Source organism: Roseomonas sp. WA12 (assembly GCF_054165765.1).
The window spans coordinates 1-15,711 of sequence record NZ_JBSTUI010000003.1 but is presented as its reverse complement, the minus strand read 5'-3'; the positions used below and the strand labels follow the sequence as shown (position 1 = coordinate 15,711).

Sequence of the window (15,711 nt, the reverse complement as noted above, 5' to 3'; positions counted from 1 at the left end):
TCCCGTGACAGTCAGCAATCTTGGCAGCGCAGATCCCTTAATGACCTCAAACCAACCATCGCCCGACATCGATCTCGCGGTCGCGCTGCTCCAGGCCATTCATGAGGCGACGCAGGATCCCCTCGGTGGCGTAACCCGAGAGGGTTACGGTCCGGGTGAGCAGAAAGCTCATGACATCGTTCGTGCCGCGGCAGAACACGAGGGCCTACCCACCCGGGTCGATCCAGCCGGTAATCTGTACATGACGCTTGCCGGGACCGACCCGTCGGCAAAACGTATCGTCATCGGTAGCCACCTCGATTCCGTGCGCCAGGGTGGGGATTATGATGGGGCTGCCGGCGTCATGGCAGGGCTGGCGGTAGCAGTGGGCCTGCGGAAGGCCGGCTTTGTGCCGCGCTGCGACGTCGAGGTGATGGCAATCCGGTCTGAGGAGGGAGGTGCGTGGTTCCCGACGCCCTTTCCCGGCAGTCGCGCCGCCCTCGGGCTGCTGCATCCGGACGCGCTGGCGACACGTCGCATGGACGGCAGCGTGACGCTGGAAGAGGCAATGCGACAATCAGGCTTTGATCCGGACTGGTGCCGGTCGGGCCAGCGCGAGCTCGGGCTCGACAACGTTCAGGCCTATGTCGAACTGCACATTGAGCAAGGCCTGGAGCTAGAGGAGGAGGACCGTCCAGTCGGCGTCGTGTTCGGCCTTCCCGGCAACCGTCGCCACCGCTTCGCTCGGGTGGCCGGAGAGTACAACCACTCCGGCACCACCCCACGCCGGCACCGCCGTGACGCGGTGCTGGCCGCAGCGGAACTAGCGCACCGCCTGGAGCAGTCGTGGATCCGGTTAGAGGGGGAGGGCCACGAGTTGGTCATGACCTTCTGCGTCTTCGATACCGGGCCCAGGGCTGGCTTTGGCAAAGTGCCTGGCGAAGTCAGCTTTAAGCTGGATGTGCGGAGCGGAAAGCAGGCCGCACTGGACGCCCTGTACCGGGACCTCCGTGCGCTAGTCGACGAGATCGAGACGCGCCGCGGCGTGCGGTTCGACCTGGGACCGGAGCAGGCACGCGCGCCCGTATCGATGGATGCCGGAATGGTGGATGCGCTCGCCCAGGCGGCCACAGATGCCGGAGTGCCATTCCGCCGTATGGCCAGCGGCGGCGGACATGACGCGCAGAGCTTCGCCGCAGCCGGGATCCCAGCCGGGATGCTCTTCGTCCGCAGTCAGAACGGCAGCCACAACCCCGACGAGGCCATGCGGCTAGAGGATTTCGACGCGGCGTGCCGTGTATTGATGGCATGGACGGTGGCCGCGGCTGTCAGAGATCCTCAACCTGGATAATGCAGTCTGGCCGATAACAATCGGTTGCCGCGACCGATTTGCTTGCTTCCGATTGATCTCGTCCTCAAACAAGAGAATAGTTGCAGATGGGTTCCGTTTGACGGCGCCAGCCTAGTCGTTGGATTCAACAGCTCTTTGTACGGCCTCGTCAGGTTGGCGGCTTAATCGGGCAGTGGCAGGGTCCTTGGTATGCCGACCTCGCTCAATCCCTTCCGCGGCTTCCGGTACCCAGCCGAGGTCATCCAGCATGCAGTGTGGCTCTATCACTGCTTCAGTCTGAGCCTGCGGGATGTCGAGCTGATCCTGGCCGCCCGAGGTATTGTGGTCAGCTACGAAAGCATCCGTGAGTGGGGCCTGCGCTTCGGCCGGCTGTTCGCAAACGAGCTGAAGCGACGTCGGCCACAGCCTGCGACAAATGGTACATGGATGAGGTGTTCATCCGCATTCGCGGCAAGCAGCACCTCCTCTGGCGTGCGGTGGATCAGGACGGCAACGTGCTCGACGTCCTGGTGCAGAGCCGGCGTAGCGCCAAGGCCGCCAAACGGTTCTTCCGCAAGCTGCTGAAGGGCTTGCAATACGTCCCGCGGGTGATCGTGACAGACAAGCTGAGGAGCTACGCCGCCGCGAAGCGCGACATCCTGCCCGGGGTGGAGCACCGGCAGAGCCGGTATCTCAACAACCGGGCCGAAGTGTCGCACCAGCCAACAAGACGACGAGAGCGGCAGATGCAGCGGTTCAAGTCAGCGCGCCACGCGCAACGTTTCCTCTCCACACACAGCCGGATCCACAACCACTTCCAGCTCTTCCGCCACCGCCTGACCGCCACTGCATACCGGACCGTTCGTGATGCCGCTTTCGGCACCTGGCGAGATGTGACCGGAGTTGCATCCGCCGTGTGAAACCATCACCGGTGGTAGGTCCGCGACGTCGCCGTCGTCGTCAACCTGACAACACCGTGACAGGCTTCCGCTTTGCAGGCAGTTGCGCTTCGCTGCGCCCGGCGCATCTGCTGTACGTAAGAGGGCCAGAACACCCCTTACCCGCCGATTACGACGAAAGGGGACCAGTACGCGGGGTGTCCCAGAACGGGATCGCCGGTGCCCACGAAGCGCAGCATCGATTGCCGAAGCGCCTCTGCCCGCGTGTGGCCAGTCGCGACGGAGCCGTCCTGCTGCCGGGCATTCTCGAAGAAGCCGGTCGTCAAGGCGACCGTAGCGCGGCTATCCACCGCCCAGTGGCTGACCAGCGTCGCCCTAGCACCGGCCTGCAGGAAGGCCCTGGCAAGGCCGGAAAGGCCTTCAGCATAGGGTCCTGCTTCCGGCGCCGCCGTGTTGCAAGCCGACAGCAGCACGAGTTCGGCGTCCAGCGACATGGTCGCGATGTCTGAGGCAGTTAGTAGGCCCTCCATTGGCGGTTCCTGCCCCGGCGTCAGGATCACGGCCGGTTCGGTCAATCCCTGTAGCTCGCCCGCCATGATGGCGTGGGAGGCGAAGGCGAGGACGCGGTAGCGGCCAGGCTGCGCTGCCTGCAGCTCGGTTTCGGTAGCGTCCGCTCCGAGGAGGACGGTGTTGGCCTCGCCGCGGCCGAGCGTCGCCGCGATGCGGTTCAGCTCCTCCGCCGTCTCTGGAAGTGGGGCAAGGGCCGCCAGAGCGCGGCGGAGTGAAGGCGGGGGTCCACGTCGTGGCGATGCGCCCTCAGCCTCGCTGCCGAGCCTGTAATCGTTGAGTTGCGGGTCTCCGATGCCCAGGAAGGCACGCGAAGCCTTTGAGGGTCGGTCCGCCACACCCCGGGCCGCGACTAGGGCGGCGACAGTGGGCATGACTGTCACGGCGTAGCGCTCCGCCAGCCAGCGGCCTTGCGCGTCGAGCAGGAGATGCGGCGGCAGCGAGCCGAGAGGCCCATCCGGAACGATGATCAGGTGTTCGATACCATCCAGAAGCCCGCCCTCCATCGCAGGGCCGAGCAACGCTGTGTGCAGGTCCCGCGCGGCAGCCCGATCGAACGCCGGTGGGCGGCCGTCGGGGCCGATGGTGACGCTGGCCCTGACGCGCTGCACGGCCTCCCTCAGGGCCGCGCTGCCGCCGGGGACCGAGCGCAGGCTCGCCCCGGCACGCGTCACGATCCAGAGAAAGGGAGCCTCATCGGACAGCACCGGCGCGACCACGGCCTCGTTCGTGGCAAGGACCGCGCGAAGCGCCGCGAGGGAGGCGGGCCGCGGGGCAAGATAGCTGGCCCAGGACGGAAACCGGCGCGCAAGCTCGCCCTCTGTCCCGGTCAACCGCCAAGCCGCCGCCTCGCGGGCCACGCGCACCCGTGCCGTCTCGCGCGCGGCCTGTCCCGTGTTGATGGGCTGAGCCGCAAGATTCAGGGCAAGAGCATCGGCCTGACGAACCGCCTCGACCGCTGATTCGCGCTCGCGCAGGAGCTGCGCCAAGGTGCCGTCCCCGAGGGCTAGCCGAGCCGCCGCGCGCCTCAGCGCGTCCCCGGCCCGCGAGTTGAGCGCCTCCTGCGAGGCCGCAAAGGCTCCGTCGAGAGCGCCTTCGCCACCATCACCTTGTTCGGCCAGGAGCCGCCCCATCGCGGCGAAAATCTCGCGGCCCCCCCGCCGCTGGGCCTCGCCGCCGACGCTCTCGGCCGTCGCGCCGCCCTCGATCCGTCCCCGGAGCAAGGCGAGTGCACGCTCTGCCTCCTCCAGCGCGCCTCGGCGCTCGCCCGCGTGGGCGCGCAGCTCGGCCCTGGCGGCGACCGCCTCGGCCAGCCGCACGCTTCCGGCCGCACCAACCGATTCGTAGATCGCAACAGCTCGGTCGAGCGGCGGCACCGCTTCGGTGAAGCGCCGCTCCCGCGTGAGAAGGCGGCCCAAGCGGACGAGCGAGAAACCAAGATCGACGGAGCCGGCCCCTCGTGCTTCCGCCAGGATCACCTGCGCCCGCCTGAACGCGTCGCCCGCCTCGTTCGGCCGCCCGCGCCGCTCGGCTGCGAGCCCATAGGCGACGGTGGCTAGTCCCTCGAGACGGTGGTCCGGTGCCGGCACGACCCGCAACGCGGCGAGGGCTCCCCGTGCGCGTCGCTCTGCCTCCTCGACGTTGCCCTGCTGGGCGGCGAGTGCGGCGCGCTCGATCGAGGTGGCCTGGGTCTGAGGGGCGCGGGGTCCGAAGGCGGCGCGGAGCACCTCCTCGGCCCGCGCGTAGAGGCTGTCTGCCGAGGCGAGGTCGCCCATCTCGTGACGCGTGCTGCCAAGGGTGTGAATTGACCGCGCGAAGGCCGGGTGCCGGTCTCCCAGGATAGCCTGATATGCCTCGACGGCCCGCGCGGCAGCCTCGGAGGCCTCCGGCATGCGCCCCCGATCGAAGCGCGAGGTTGCGAGGAGCTGAAGCGCATGGGCGCGCACAGGGTCCCCGGGCGGCGCCTCCTCCGAGAGGCGCTCGAGATCGGCTTCGAGCCCGCGCAGGTCGAGCTCGCGCAGCCGGATCTGGGCGGAGACGTAGTCGGCCACGCGCCGCAGGGCAGGATCCCCGCCCGCGGTTTCCACGGCCGCCAACGCGGCGGCCCGCGCCTCCGCGATCTCGCCGAGCTCCAGCCAGGCCACGACTAAGTTGGCAAGCACGCCGATGCGGGCATCGGCCGGTCGGCGTCCCCTGTCCAGCATCGCGCGGGCGCGGCGAAGGCTGTCCACGGCGGAGCGCGGGCGGAACAGCTCGATACGCATCACGCCGAGCGCATTGGCCACGTCGGCCGCCTCCTCGTTCGGCGCGGTTCCTGCAAGATCCTCCAGTGCGGCAGCCAGCAGCGCTTCGGCCCGGGGCAGGTCCCCTAGACGCTCCGCCACACGCGCCAGCTCTCGCCGCAGGCGCCCGCGCAGGAGCGGCTCCGTCCGGAGCCCTAGCGGGGCGAGGCGGGCCGCCTCCGCCATGTGCGCACGGGCGGTCTGCGGATCGTCCGAAGCAGCGGCCAGCCTCGCCGCCTCAAGGCGCAGCACCGCCGCGTCCACCTGTCCCAGCCGGGACGCTCCCCGGCTGGAGAGGAAAGCCTCCAGGACGCGCCGCGCTCCCGCTTCGTCACCTCGCGCCCCGAGGGTGCGGGAGGCGCCCAGCGCCTCAGCCGGGTCCCGCGGCGCCGGGCTTCCCTGGGCGACCGCCGGCCCGTGGGCGAGTAGGATGGCGACACCCGCGGCTGCGGCCAGGCGGCGCAGCGCAGGGCGACGCATTAGCGGCGTGAGCCCACGAAGATGCCGTTCGCACCGTAACCCGGACCGCGCACGCCGAAGGCACCGCCGACAGCCGCCGGGTGCGCGGCGCCGCCCACAGGCCCGCCCACCGCCGGGTTGTGGAAAAAGCCGCCCTGCACCGCCATGGTCCGGTCGCCGGTGGCCCCGGTACCGGTGAACACGTTGGTGCCCTGCGGCATTGAAGCGGAAACGCCGTAGGTGCGGTTGTCGAAATCGGCGGTAACGGAGCCGGAGCGCGCCCCGAAATCCCAGCGCTGGGTAAAGGCCCCGGCAACCGTGCGCAGGCGCCCGGGCTCGGCGACCGATCCGATCATCCCGCCGCGGTAGGTCGCGCCTCCCGTCAGCGTCGCCAACGTGTCCGCCGAGACGGGCCGTCCGGCCGTCCAGAAGCCGAGGCCGACATGGTCGCGCTGCGTGCCGCCCGACTGATTGACGAGGTCGCCCATGAAGTAGCCCCAGGCGAGGTGCTCGTTGCTGGGCGCCAGGCCGTCCCTCGCCGGGAGGGTGGCGGTGGCGGGCTGCGGCCCGGCACCGCGCCCGTCCGGGTGGCGGATACCGCGCAGCAGATCGGAGTCGACGCTCACGAGGCCGGCCCGGCCCGGGTCGACGGCGGCGAAGGTGCCGGGCGAGACGACGGCCGAGCGCGGCGCGGCGCCCGCCGGCTGTGCCCCGCCGACGGCGACGATGCGGTCGGCACGGCGCCCGACGGGCGCGCGCCCCGCCTGCGGGTCGTAGGGCAGCTCCCCCGCGGCGCGCGGGCTGAGCGCGATCGTCGCGCGGAGCTCGTTCGCGCCCACGGGCTGGATGTCCACGCCACCCAGGCCGGTGGTCGCGACCGCAAAGGTCTGTCCTGCGCCGAGCGAGAAGGATTCGACCGTGCCGGCGGCGAAACCCTGCAGCCCGCCTACGGGCAGCGGGCCGAAGGGCACGCCCGCGCCTCCAGGCGCGCCGACGTTGGTGGCGAGACGCGTGAACCCGAAGATGTCGGTGGACGGTCCGCTGACCGTCGTGGTGTTGCCGGCCTGCGCGGGCCCGCCAGGGGCGCCGAGGGTCACGTCCGCCTCGCCGATCGCAAAGTGACCGATGGTACCCGCGCCGGCGGGGTTTGCGAGGGGGAAGATGTGCGCACCGGTCCCCGTCTCGTCGGTGCCGAGCGAGCCGAGGGCGGAGACGATGGCGAGTGACGCCCGGGCCGTGTCGAGGCGCGCCGATCCGTAGGTGCTGCCTGAGAGGACGAGCGAGCCCGAGTGGAGGCGGATGCCGCCGACGGACACGGAGCCGCTGCTGCGGCCATCGGCCGAGACCTCCAGGTCGGCCCGCATCGCAGGTGACGGCGCGCCGGCGGCGCCGGCCACGACGAGGAGGTGTGTATCGCCGCGGAGGGTCTCGCCGCGATAGACGGGTGAGCCGCGCGGGTCCGTTGGGCGGTTCACGAAGGTCTCGTCCGGACGGAAGGCGTTGAAGCGGTTGAAGGCGGTCGGCTGTGCAGGCGAGCCGGGGGCGACGAACTGGTCCTGGATCGTCAGCCCGGTCTGGAAGCCCCGGCTGCCGTCGGTGGTGACGCCGGCATTCGTCGGGTTCAGCCCGTCCGAGATAGCGAAGCGGGTGACCCGGCCGGCGGGTAGGCCGGGCAGACCGTCCGCCACCGGCGCCAGCGGCGTCCCGCCGATGACGAAGTAACGCTCGCCGCTCTCGATGCCGCGCTCGCGGAAGATAGCCTCGTTGCTCTGCGTCACCTTGTCGATGATGAAGATGCGCGGCAGCGCCGTCGTGACGTCGACGTTCGTATTGCGGCTGTCCGAGATGCCATCGGTGTCGACGCCTCCTTCCGTAGTCCGGATGGGCGGCAGCGCCTGGTCACCGCCGTAGACGATCAGGCCGATGTCGCCGAAGAGCCGCACAACCTGCCCTGCCGCAAGGCCTGGCGGCGCCGGCTGTACCACGGGCGGGGGGATTGGATTCGTCGGAGTATCCTGCGGGACGCTCTGGTCGTGCAGGCCGACCTCAAAAAGTGCGCTGCCGTTGTAGACGATGTGGCGGATGTCCTGGAGAGGGTTGAGGCCCCCGTAGCGGATGGCCGCTTCTACGGCGGCGGCGAACTGCGCATCCGTCAGGAGCTGGCCGTTAATAGTACCCGTCTCGGCCCGATAAACCCCGTAGCGAATGTAGCTGTCCCCGTTCGTCGCGACGTAATGCGGCGCTTCCCACGCCCGGATCACTCCGGAGATCACGCCGGCGCGGGTCCGCGTGATCGCGTCCTCCACGGCAGCGGCGAAAGCGACCGTATCGGAAATGCTCCTGCCGCTGAAGGATTGCACCACGCCGTCCGACCGTCGCTCGACATAGACGCCAGTCCGGGGCCAGAGGCTGCCGTCGGAGGCGGTGTAGTCGTTCGCGGATGTGCCGGGGTTGAACGGGGTGGAATAGATGCGCGCGACGGGAGTGCCGGCATCGGCAACGCTGACGCGCGGTACCTCCACGACGTTGAAGGCGGATGTCAGGTCGTAGGGGACGAAGTTATTTGGATTGACGATGCCCACCCGAGCCGTGGCGTCGTAGATCGGCCGCCCTCCCGCCTGCGACAGCGTCGTCGTGGCGAGCGGCGCGAAGAGGGCGCCGGTGACGCCGCGGACGGCAGGGTTCCCGCCCTGGGCTGGCACGGCGACGACGCCGCGGTCATCCCGCGTGGTACGGCCAGCGGCGCCCGAGGACGCGCCGGCGAAGCGGCGGACACGACCGGTGCCGAAGCGCTGCTGGGTGGCGATGCCGAGCAGGTTGGCGTCCGGATCCTGGGAGGTCGGGTCCACCTGCGAATTGCCCGAGCCGATGACGGTCGTCCCGCTGTTCGGGCGCGGCGCCGAGATGGACGAGCCGCCGACGCGGCTCGGGTCGAGCGCGAACTGGGCGAGGCTAAGGGAGGCGGCGGAACGTGGCCCCGTCGAGGTGCCACCGCCGCCCGTGCCACCGCCGCCCGTGCCACCGCCGCCCGTGCCACCGCCGCCCGTGCCACCACCGCCCGTGCCACCACCGCCCGTGCCACCACCGCCCGTGCCACCACCGCCCGTGCCACCGCCGCCCGTGCCACCACCGCCCGTGCCACCACCGCCCGTGCCACCACCGCCCGTGCCACCACCGCCCGTGCCACCACCGCCCGTGCCACCACCGTCCGTGCCACCACCGCCCGTGCCACCGCCGCCTCCGCTGGCGCCGAAGCTCCTGCCCTCGTTGCGCGTGCCGAGCGCCCCGAGGCCGCCCGAGCCGACAATCGTGGCGAGATCTCCCGACGCCGGCGCCTCTTCCTCGTTCTGGTTCCGCGTGGCGCCGCCGGACCGCAAAACGCCGCGCTCGACCGGCGCGAAAGGGCTGACCAGCGCCGCAATCTCCTCGCGGGTTCGCCGCCGCGGCCCGCCATTCTCGAAGGCGACGGTGAAGCCGGGCCGGCGCACCGCGTCCTCACGTCCGTTGGCGTGGCGCAGCTCCAGCCGGCCGCCGCCGACCAGCGTCGCCGATCCCTCCGGCCCGGCCTCAAGGACCGCGGAGGCGGCCACGACGCGCACCGTCCCGCCGGCCACCGCGACCATCACGTCGGTCGTGTCGGAGGCGTTGACCCGGAGCCGCCCGCGAGAAGATGTCCCGCGCACGAGGAAGCGCTGGGTGGTCGGGTCGCGGGTGACCGGCGCGGTCAGAGTGAAATCCGCGCCGGCCTCAAGGACGATCGAGGTTCCGTCGGTGAAGACGAGCTCCGCGTAGGATCCCGGGCGGGCGGCGACCCGTTCGCCGGGGAGAAGTGCGGCTGGCGCCGCCGCGCGGCCCGCCTGCGCAGCGCGCCCCTGCACGATGCGCCCGCCGAGCACGTCCTGCGACATGGCCGGGGTGGAGGCAGCCGCGACCAGCGTCGCGGCCGTCAGGAGATACGCGGCCCGCGTCCGGCGGATCGGCGCGGTCGTTCCGGAACCTGCTGACATCCCTTGCTACCCCTTGTTGAGCCCGTCCGGGCTGGCCGTTCCGGGTGGCCGGTGTCCGCGTCAGAGCGCGACGCGGACACCGAACGTCACGGCGTGGTTGTTGTAGCGGTAAAAGCCGTAGGTGCTGGTCTGGTCGTACCAGTCATACTCAAGCATGACGGCGACCGATCCCGCCACCGGCAGGATGAGCGAGACGCCAGTCGACCATCGCGTGTCGCGGCGGCGACGGTCCGGATTGATCTGGGGATCGGGCCCGTTAAAGGACAGGCGCCGGACGCCGGCGCGGGCCGAGAGGCCGACCTCGTAGGAGGCGGTAACCGGCATGAGGGTCTGGAAGGAGAGCGCCGCGCCATAGCCTTCCCGGTCGTAGTAGGACTGGCGGGCGCCGGCGGCGGTGTAGGACAGCGCCGCCGTTACGCGCGTCCCCGCCGAGACGGCATAGGTAGCCGCGCCGACCAGGTTGCCTTCCCGGCCGGTGTAGTCGCGTGCACGGGGGCGGAAGTCGGTATTCTCGTAGTTGCCGAAACGGCCGAGGAGGGACAGCTCAGCCGTCCAGCGTGGTGGAAGCCGCAGCTCGGCCGTGAGGCCACCTCCGTAGAGCCAGGAATAGGTCTCACCGCCATAGCCGATCCATGTCGCACTAAAGTAGGGACGGAGTGCGAGCTGCGCCACGTTGCCGCCGGAGCCGAACTCGGCCACGCCGATGCGAGGGCCGGTGTCGAGCGAAAGCACAGAGAGATCGTAGACGCGCGCAATCCGCGCGAAGCGCTGCTCGAAAGCTGCGAGATTGGTCTCCCAGGTGCCCTCGCGTTGCAGGCCGAGGTCTTGCCGATGAGCGAGCTGGCCGGAGAAGACCGCGCTCCAGTCTGAGCGACCGCGCACGTCCGGCGTGATGTCCACGATGCTGCCCGCAAAGGGGGAGAAGACGCCGACCGTGCCGAGCGCCGTGGCCTCGTTCGCATTGGTGTCGTAGCGCGTGCCGGCGAAGAGGGTGACGTCGAGCAGCGAGCGCGCAGAGCCGCGCTCGGCCTCGGCGAGCAGGCGGCGTGCCCGCTCGGCGACGGCAGGCGGGATCTCCGGGCTCTGCAGTGCCTGTCGGGCGTAGGTAGCGGCTAGGTCGGCCGAACCGGCGGTCAGGTGCAGCGAGGCAAGTTCAAGACGGATGTTGTCGAGCGACGGGTCGAGCCGCAGCACCTGCTCGAGGGCGGCGATTGCGGCGCGCCCCTGCCCACGCTCGGCCGCGAGGCGGGCGTAGCGGACGGCGGCGGCCGGTTCGCCGGGATTGTCCAGCCGCTCGGCAAGGGCGGAGTCGAGCGGATCGACCGAGGGTGAGAGGGGCGGCGACGGAGCCACTGGCTGGGCGAGTGCAATCGGCGCCGCTGCGAGCGCGACGAGCAGCGTCGCCGCGGCGTGAGCCAGGGACCGCGTCGCACGACGGCGAGAGGGCGGCGCGCCGGATTGCATGGCGTCGCACTCAGGCGAAGGCGAAGACATCATCCGAAACGCTTCCAAGAGGAAAATCCCGCAAGGTGATCGAGCTGTCCGGCCCGGTCAGGAGCAGGACGTCCGGGCCGGCCTGCCTGGCCGCCGCGAGCACGTCCGAGGCGCTGTCCAGGGACGGTCCGAAACCCACGAGGACGAGCACGTCTCCGTCAGAGGGATCGAAATCCGCGACGACATCGCGGCCATGGCCGGGGGAGAACTCGAAGCGATCGGCGCCACCGTTCCCGCGGAGGGCTTGGTCGCCGGCACCGCCCGTGATGGTGTCCGCTCCCGAGCCGCCGACGAGGGCATCCCGTGTGACACCGCCGACCAGGGCGAAGCCACCGTTGCCGGCCGCCGCAGCCGTGTCCACGAGAAAGAGGTCCTCGCTGAAATCAGCAGGAGAATCTGTGGTGAGGTTGGTGGCATCACTCGCGAAGGCGACGACGCGCCCGTCCGCCGTGATCGCTGGCAGCATGCTCTTACGGTCCGCCTGCGCCCCAGAAAAGCTGACACTGAGGCGCAGGAACTCGCCGGTCAGGAGATCCTTCCGAAAGATGTCGGCGACCCCGTTGGTATCGCCCTCGACGAGGTTCGTCGCGTCGCTGGAGAAGACCACAAAGCGCCCATCCGCCGAAACCGCGGCGTCCGAGCTTCCGCTATCAGCCTGAACACCGGTCGCGGAGGCGCTGACCCGAATGACCTCCCCCGTGGTTAGGTCCTTGCGGAAGATGTCCGCGGCATCGTTCGTGTCGCCGGCAATCAGGTTCACGGAGCGACTCGAGAAAACGACGAACCGGCCATCCGCCGACGCCTTCGCATCCTGCCCACCGGCATCCGAGAGGATGCCAGAGGTGCTCGCGGTGACGACGACGATCGCGCCGGTGTTCAGGTCCTTCCGGAACAGGTCAACCGAGGAATTGCCGTCGGGCGACCCGGTAAGGTTGGTCGCCGCACTCTCGAACACGACGTAGCGTCCGTCCGCGGACACGTCCGGTGCCCCTGGCGGAGACAAGGAATAAGCGTTCGCCAGTGTACCGGAGGCGGTGGTCCCGACCCGGACAACCTCGCCGGTTACGAGGTCCTTGCGGAAGGTGTCATAGCCGATGAGCTGGGCGGGGCCGGCGGTGAGGTTACTGGCGGCGCTGTTAAAGACGATGTATCGGCCGTCAGCCGAGATCGCAGGATCGAAGCTGTGGAAACCGCCCTCGCTGCCGGAGGATGACTCGCTCGCGCGAAGGATTTCGCCGGTCAGCAGGTCCTTACGGAAGACGTCCTCCCAGTTTCCGCTGTCGTTCGCGGTCAGCCCTGTCGCGCGAGACGTGAAGACGACGTAGCGTCCGTCCGAGGAAATGTCAGCTCCCCGGCTGTTGCTGAAGCTCGGCAGGTTGCCAGTCGAATCGGCGACGACCCGGTCCACCGCGCCGGTCTGCAGGTCACGCCGGAGCACCTCCTGTGAGGTGAAGGTCTGGCCGGGAAGGAATGCGCTCGCATCACCGACGAAGGCCAAGTAACGCCCGTTTGCGGAGAAGGCGGGCCTAATACCTAAGAAGTCCAAGTTGGTCGCGCCGATCCGCTGCACATTGAAGCTTTCGACCACGTCCGGCGCGAACTCGACCGCCTGGGACGAGGCTGCGACTAACACGCCCCCCGCGTCGAGTAGGCGCACGGTCGGGGCAAAGGCCTCGCTCCTGGCGCCCGGCGCCGCGTAGTGGTGGCTCGCAGTGACCGAGAAGGAGCGCCCACCGGCGGTCGGGGACAGGGTTCCCGTGCTGACCTCGCCATCGCCCCATAGCCACTGGACCTGAACAGTCGCGGCATCCCCGAAGCTCCCCGTTACGTCCAGCCGGACGGTCCGGGCCTCCGTCCCCCCCGGAAGCGAGAGATTGCTCCCCGTCAGGACGGGGACGTCGGTGCTGGAAGCCACCTCGAAGACGGTGACGGTGGTGGCCTCGCTCCCATCCGCGTCGCGCACGGCGTAGGCGTAGCGATCCGTTCCGTTGAAATCCGTGGCCGGCGTGTAGGTGAACGACCCGTCCACCGACACGATGATCGAGCCGCCTGCCTCGGTCGCGAAGGTGCCGGCGACCAGGAAGGGTCCACCCTCCGACGCTCTGTCGTTCGCGAGCAGCCCCACGGTCGCATCAAATCGGACGGGCGTGTCCTCGGATGCCCGGTAGGTTTCGCCGCTCGCAAAAACGGGAAGGTCGACGAACGAGCCATCGGCAAAGGATAGCCGGCCCTCGTAGATGCCGAAGCGCAGGAAGTGCTGAAGAGGATCGATGTATGTGGCAGCGACGTCGACATAGAATGCAAGGTAGGTCCTTGTATCGAACGCTGCCGAAGGGTCACGCCCTTCGCGCCAGCCGAATGTTACGTAGTGCTCCAGCGGGTCGAAACCTGCTGCCGCAACGTCGGGGTTGGCGGCGAGATAGCCCTCAGTGTCGAAGTACGCGTTCGGAGCGCGTCCCTCGCGCCAGCCGAAGGTTCGGTAGTGCTCAAGCGCGTCGACGCCTGCTGCTGCTACGTCGGTATTGTGCCAAAGATAATAATCACGGTCGAAACCGTTGCTGATCGAATGACCGATTGCAGGGAAGGCAGTTCGGCCCTGTTCAATGAAATGGTTGAGCGGCTCAAGTGCTGCATCGGCCACGGCTGGATTTGCTGCAAGATACCGCTCTACGTCAAAATGGCCGGAAGGGTCGCGTCCCTCGCGCCAGCCGAATGTTAGGTAGTGCTCGAGCGGGTCGACGCCTGCTGCTGCTACGTCGAGGTTGATGGCGAGGTAACCTGTGGTGCTGAAATACGCGTTTGGATCGCGTCCTTCGCGCCAGCCGAAGGTTCGATAATGCTCAAGCGGGTTCACCCCTGCGGCTGCTGCGTCGGCATAGCGGCTCAGGTAGAATTCGGCGTCGAACAGCGTGTTGCGTGCAACCATCGTCTCTTGGTTTCCGCAGAATTACGGTTCCATGTTGCAACGATTTTGTTGGCTTGCCAAGTACAAAACGAGCGCCAGCGAGACGCAAAGCTCTGGAGGAGAGCATTCAGCCCCGGGCAAAGCAGCAGTCCATTTTTCCTGCCTGGCCCGGGGCTAGGAAGCTGTCCCTCCGCGCCTCGCTCGTAGGTTGTGCTCCGGCTCACGGTCGTCTGAGACACTCCGCAAGCGGACGGTATCTGCGGATGGGGTGCATGATGAGTCCAGGGACGATGAATGGCGCTGAGGCGTGGCCGGGGTTGGCGGAGGTCACGGCACTGTAAGCGGGGCGCGGCGCTGCGGCTGCTCCAGACCGAGGCCCTGGATACGGTCTCGCGGGCGGGCACTGGGCGTCACGACGGCAGTTCTGCGCGGCCGGCGCGATATCTTCCTTGAGGGTGGCTAGGCGAGCCTGGGTACGCGACCAGCCTAAGGTGAGGCGTGAAGAGTGAGCAATCCACGGCGCGGCTGGGCGAGACGCTATGAAGCCGTCGTCGCCAGCCTGCGCAGGCCTGAGTTTGCCACCATTGCCCGCAGATTTCCGCTGGTCGATGAGCGCAGTCGCCCCTTGAAAGTTCTGTCTCTCTGGATTGTGCAGTCGTCTGCGATCAATCATGGTGATGTTGTAATAATTGTGCCGGCAGAAGGGGGGCAGAGTGTCTGGCAAGACTAAGATTCCTGATCCTGCAGAAAAATTCAAAGAGGGCGTGATCAAATTCGCCGTCGAGAAGACCTACAAAGCAGTTGCCGAGCGGCTCGCCGAGAGTTCGCAAAAATCTTCTGATTACTCGGACCAGAAAGTGGTGGCTGATCAGATTTACCTTGCAGTGAATATAATAACAGATTATGTCCTAAAGGGAGATAGTCTGAGTAGTACTGATGCAGGCATCCATCTTATCAAACAGAAAATGAATATTTCCAAGTTAAGCAGGAGCCAGCAGGTTTTATGCGGCGTGGCACTGACTGAATTGGCCATCAATGCTTACAAAGCCGTTGATGAATATATTTCTATGTTTAAAAACACACAGACTGCTATTGTTAACGGAGGCATTGCGGGACCTGAGGGCTCGGTCATCATGGGCGGTATTGTAGCTGGATCGCATTTTCCCGACGCGATCAACAAATCAATGAAATTGGTCGCCTCGGCAGTCGACGTGCACAATCAGTGTGATCCATTGGCACTTAGCAAAACAACAAAGCCACGAGTGCCTGATGTGCTACCAACGGTATACAAACCAGCTCAATTTACTCTTGATTGAGAATGGGGGCATAAGTCAGGGTCGGAGGTGATGGCCTGCGCCTATAAATCAATGCGGTGAATGGCCCATGCTTCAGAGCAGCGCTCGGCCAGGGTCACGGTCGTTGGTTGAACGCCGCGAACACCGATGCTGCATTGTTGCAAGTCCGCGTTCAGTTTTATCGCTGAACGGAGCAAGGCACACGAGCGCGGTGAGGCACTCCCCACCCATGCTACCCTGACTTGCCCTCGGCAAGACTTTGGGGCGCAGGACCTGATGAGTAGGCCTGGACCGGGAACAACGGCGACGATGCCTCTCTCGCCCACCCAGGCGCAGCTCCTCACCCGTCGCCCATCATCAGGCGCGACTGGCCGAAGCACCCCTGACCTACCCGTAGCGGCCCGACAAGCCGTCTTTTCAGGATATTCAGAGGCGAGGTGTTGCAGGATGTTTGTGTCAATAAGGAATCCCGCCTGCGAATTACCTAGGAGGCC

Annotated in this window: 6 protein-coding genes and 1 pseudogene; 3 read left to right on the top strand and 4 right to left on the bottom strand. The window is 67.9% G+C overall.

All coding sequences use genetic code 11. The features are described from left to right. Window positions 1–4 precede the first annotated feature (4 nt). The gene (locus tag ACVBD7_RS25930) at window positions 5–1,330 is read left to right on the top strand and encodes a hydantoinase/carbamoylase family amidase (protein WP_458098405.1); all 1,326 of its coding nucleotides are present in this window, start codon (window positions 5–7) and stop codon (window positions 1,328–1,330) included. Window positions 1,331–1,519: 189 nt separating this feature from the next. Then, window positions 1,520–2,229: pseudogene (locus tag ACVBD7_RS25925) on the top strand (IS6 family transposase). Window positions 2,230–2,366: 137 nt separating this feature from the next. Here the strand turns inward: ACVBD7_RS25925 and ACVBD7_RS25920 are convergent. Genes ACVBD7_RS25920 through ACVBD7_RS25905 form a run of 4 tightly spaced genes read right to left on the bottom strand, consistent with a single transcriptional unit; the run spans window position 2,367 to window position 13,943 of the window. Next, window positions 2,367–5,537, bottom strand: coding sequence for a CHAT domain-containing protein (locus ACVBD7_RS25920; protein WP_458098404.1), 3,171 nt, complete (start codon window positions 5,535–5,537; stop codon window positions 2,367–2,369). Continuing rightward, the gene (locus tag ACVBD7_RS25915) at window positions 5,537–9,523 is read right to left on the bottom strand and encodes a hypothetical protein (RefSeq protein WP_458098403.1); all 3,987 of its coding nucleotides are present in this window, start codon (window positions 9,521–9,523) and stop codon (window positions 5,537–5,539) included. The genes ACVBD7_RS25920 and ACVBD7_RS25915 overlap by 1 nt, the downstream gene beginning before the upstream one ends. A gap of 60 nt (window positions 9,524–9,583) precedes the next feature. Next, the gene (locus tag ACVBD7_RS25910; RefSeq protein WP_458098402.1) at window positions 9,584–11,020 is read right to left on the bottom strand and encodes a surface lipoprotein assembly modifier; all 1,437 of its coding nucleotides are present in this window, start codon (window positions 11,018–11,020) and stop codon (window positions 9,584–9,586) included. Next, on the bottom strand, window positions 10,998–13,943 hold the full coding sequence (locus ACVBD7_RS25905) for an Ig-like domain-containing protein (protein ID WP_458098401.1): 2,946 nt from the start codon (window positions 13,941–13,943) through the stop codon (window positions 10,998–11,000). Before ACVBD7_RS25905 ends, ACVBD7_RS25910 begins: the two co-directional genes overlap by 23 nt. Before the next feature lie 692 nt (window positions 13,944–14,635). Here ACVBD7_RS25905 and ACVBD7_RS25900 point away from each other — a divergent pair. After that, complete coding sequence (locus ACVBD7_RS25900; RefSeq protein ID WP_458098400.1) at window positions 14,636–15,238, top strand: hypothetical protein; 603 nt, start codon at window positions 14,636–14,638, stop codon at window positions 15,236–15,238. Window positions 15,239–15,711 lie beyond the last annotated feature (473 nt).

Coding starts and splice junctions, on each gene's coding strand:
- ACVBD7_RS25915 (WP_458098403.1), bottom strand. CDS start 9,523: ATGTCAGCAGGTTCCGGAACGACCGCGCCGATCCGCCGGACGCGGGCC.
- ACVBD7_RS25905 (WP_458098401.1), bottom strand. CDS start 13,943: ATGGTTGCACGCAACACGCTGTTCGACGCCGAATTCTACCTGAGCCGC.
- ACVBD7_RS25920 (WP_458098404.1), bottom strand. CDS start 5,537: ATGCGTCGCCCTGCGCTGCGCCGCCTGGCCGCAGCCGCGGGTGTCGCC.
- ACVBD7_RS25910 (WP_458098402.1), bottom strand. CDS start 11,020: ATGATGTCTTCGCCTTCGCCTGAGTGCGACGCCATGCAATCCGGCGCG.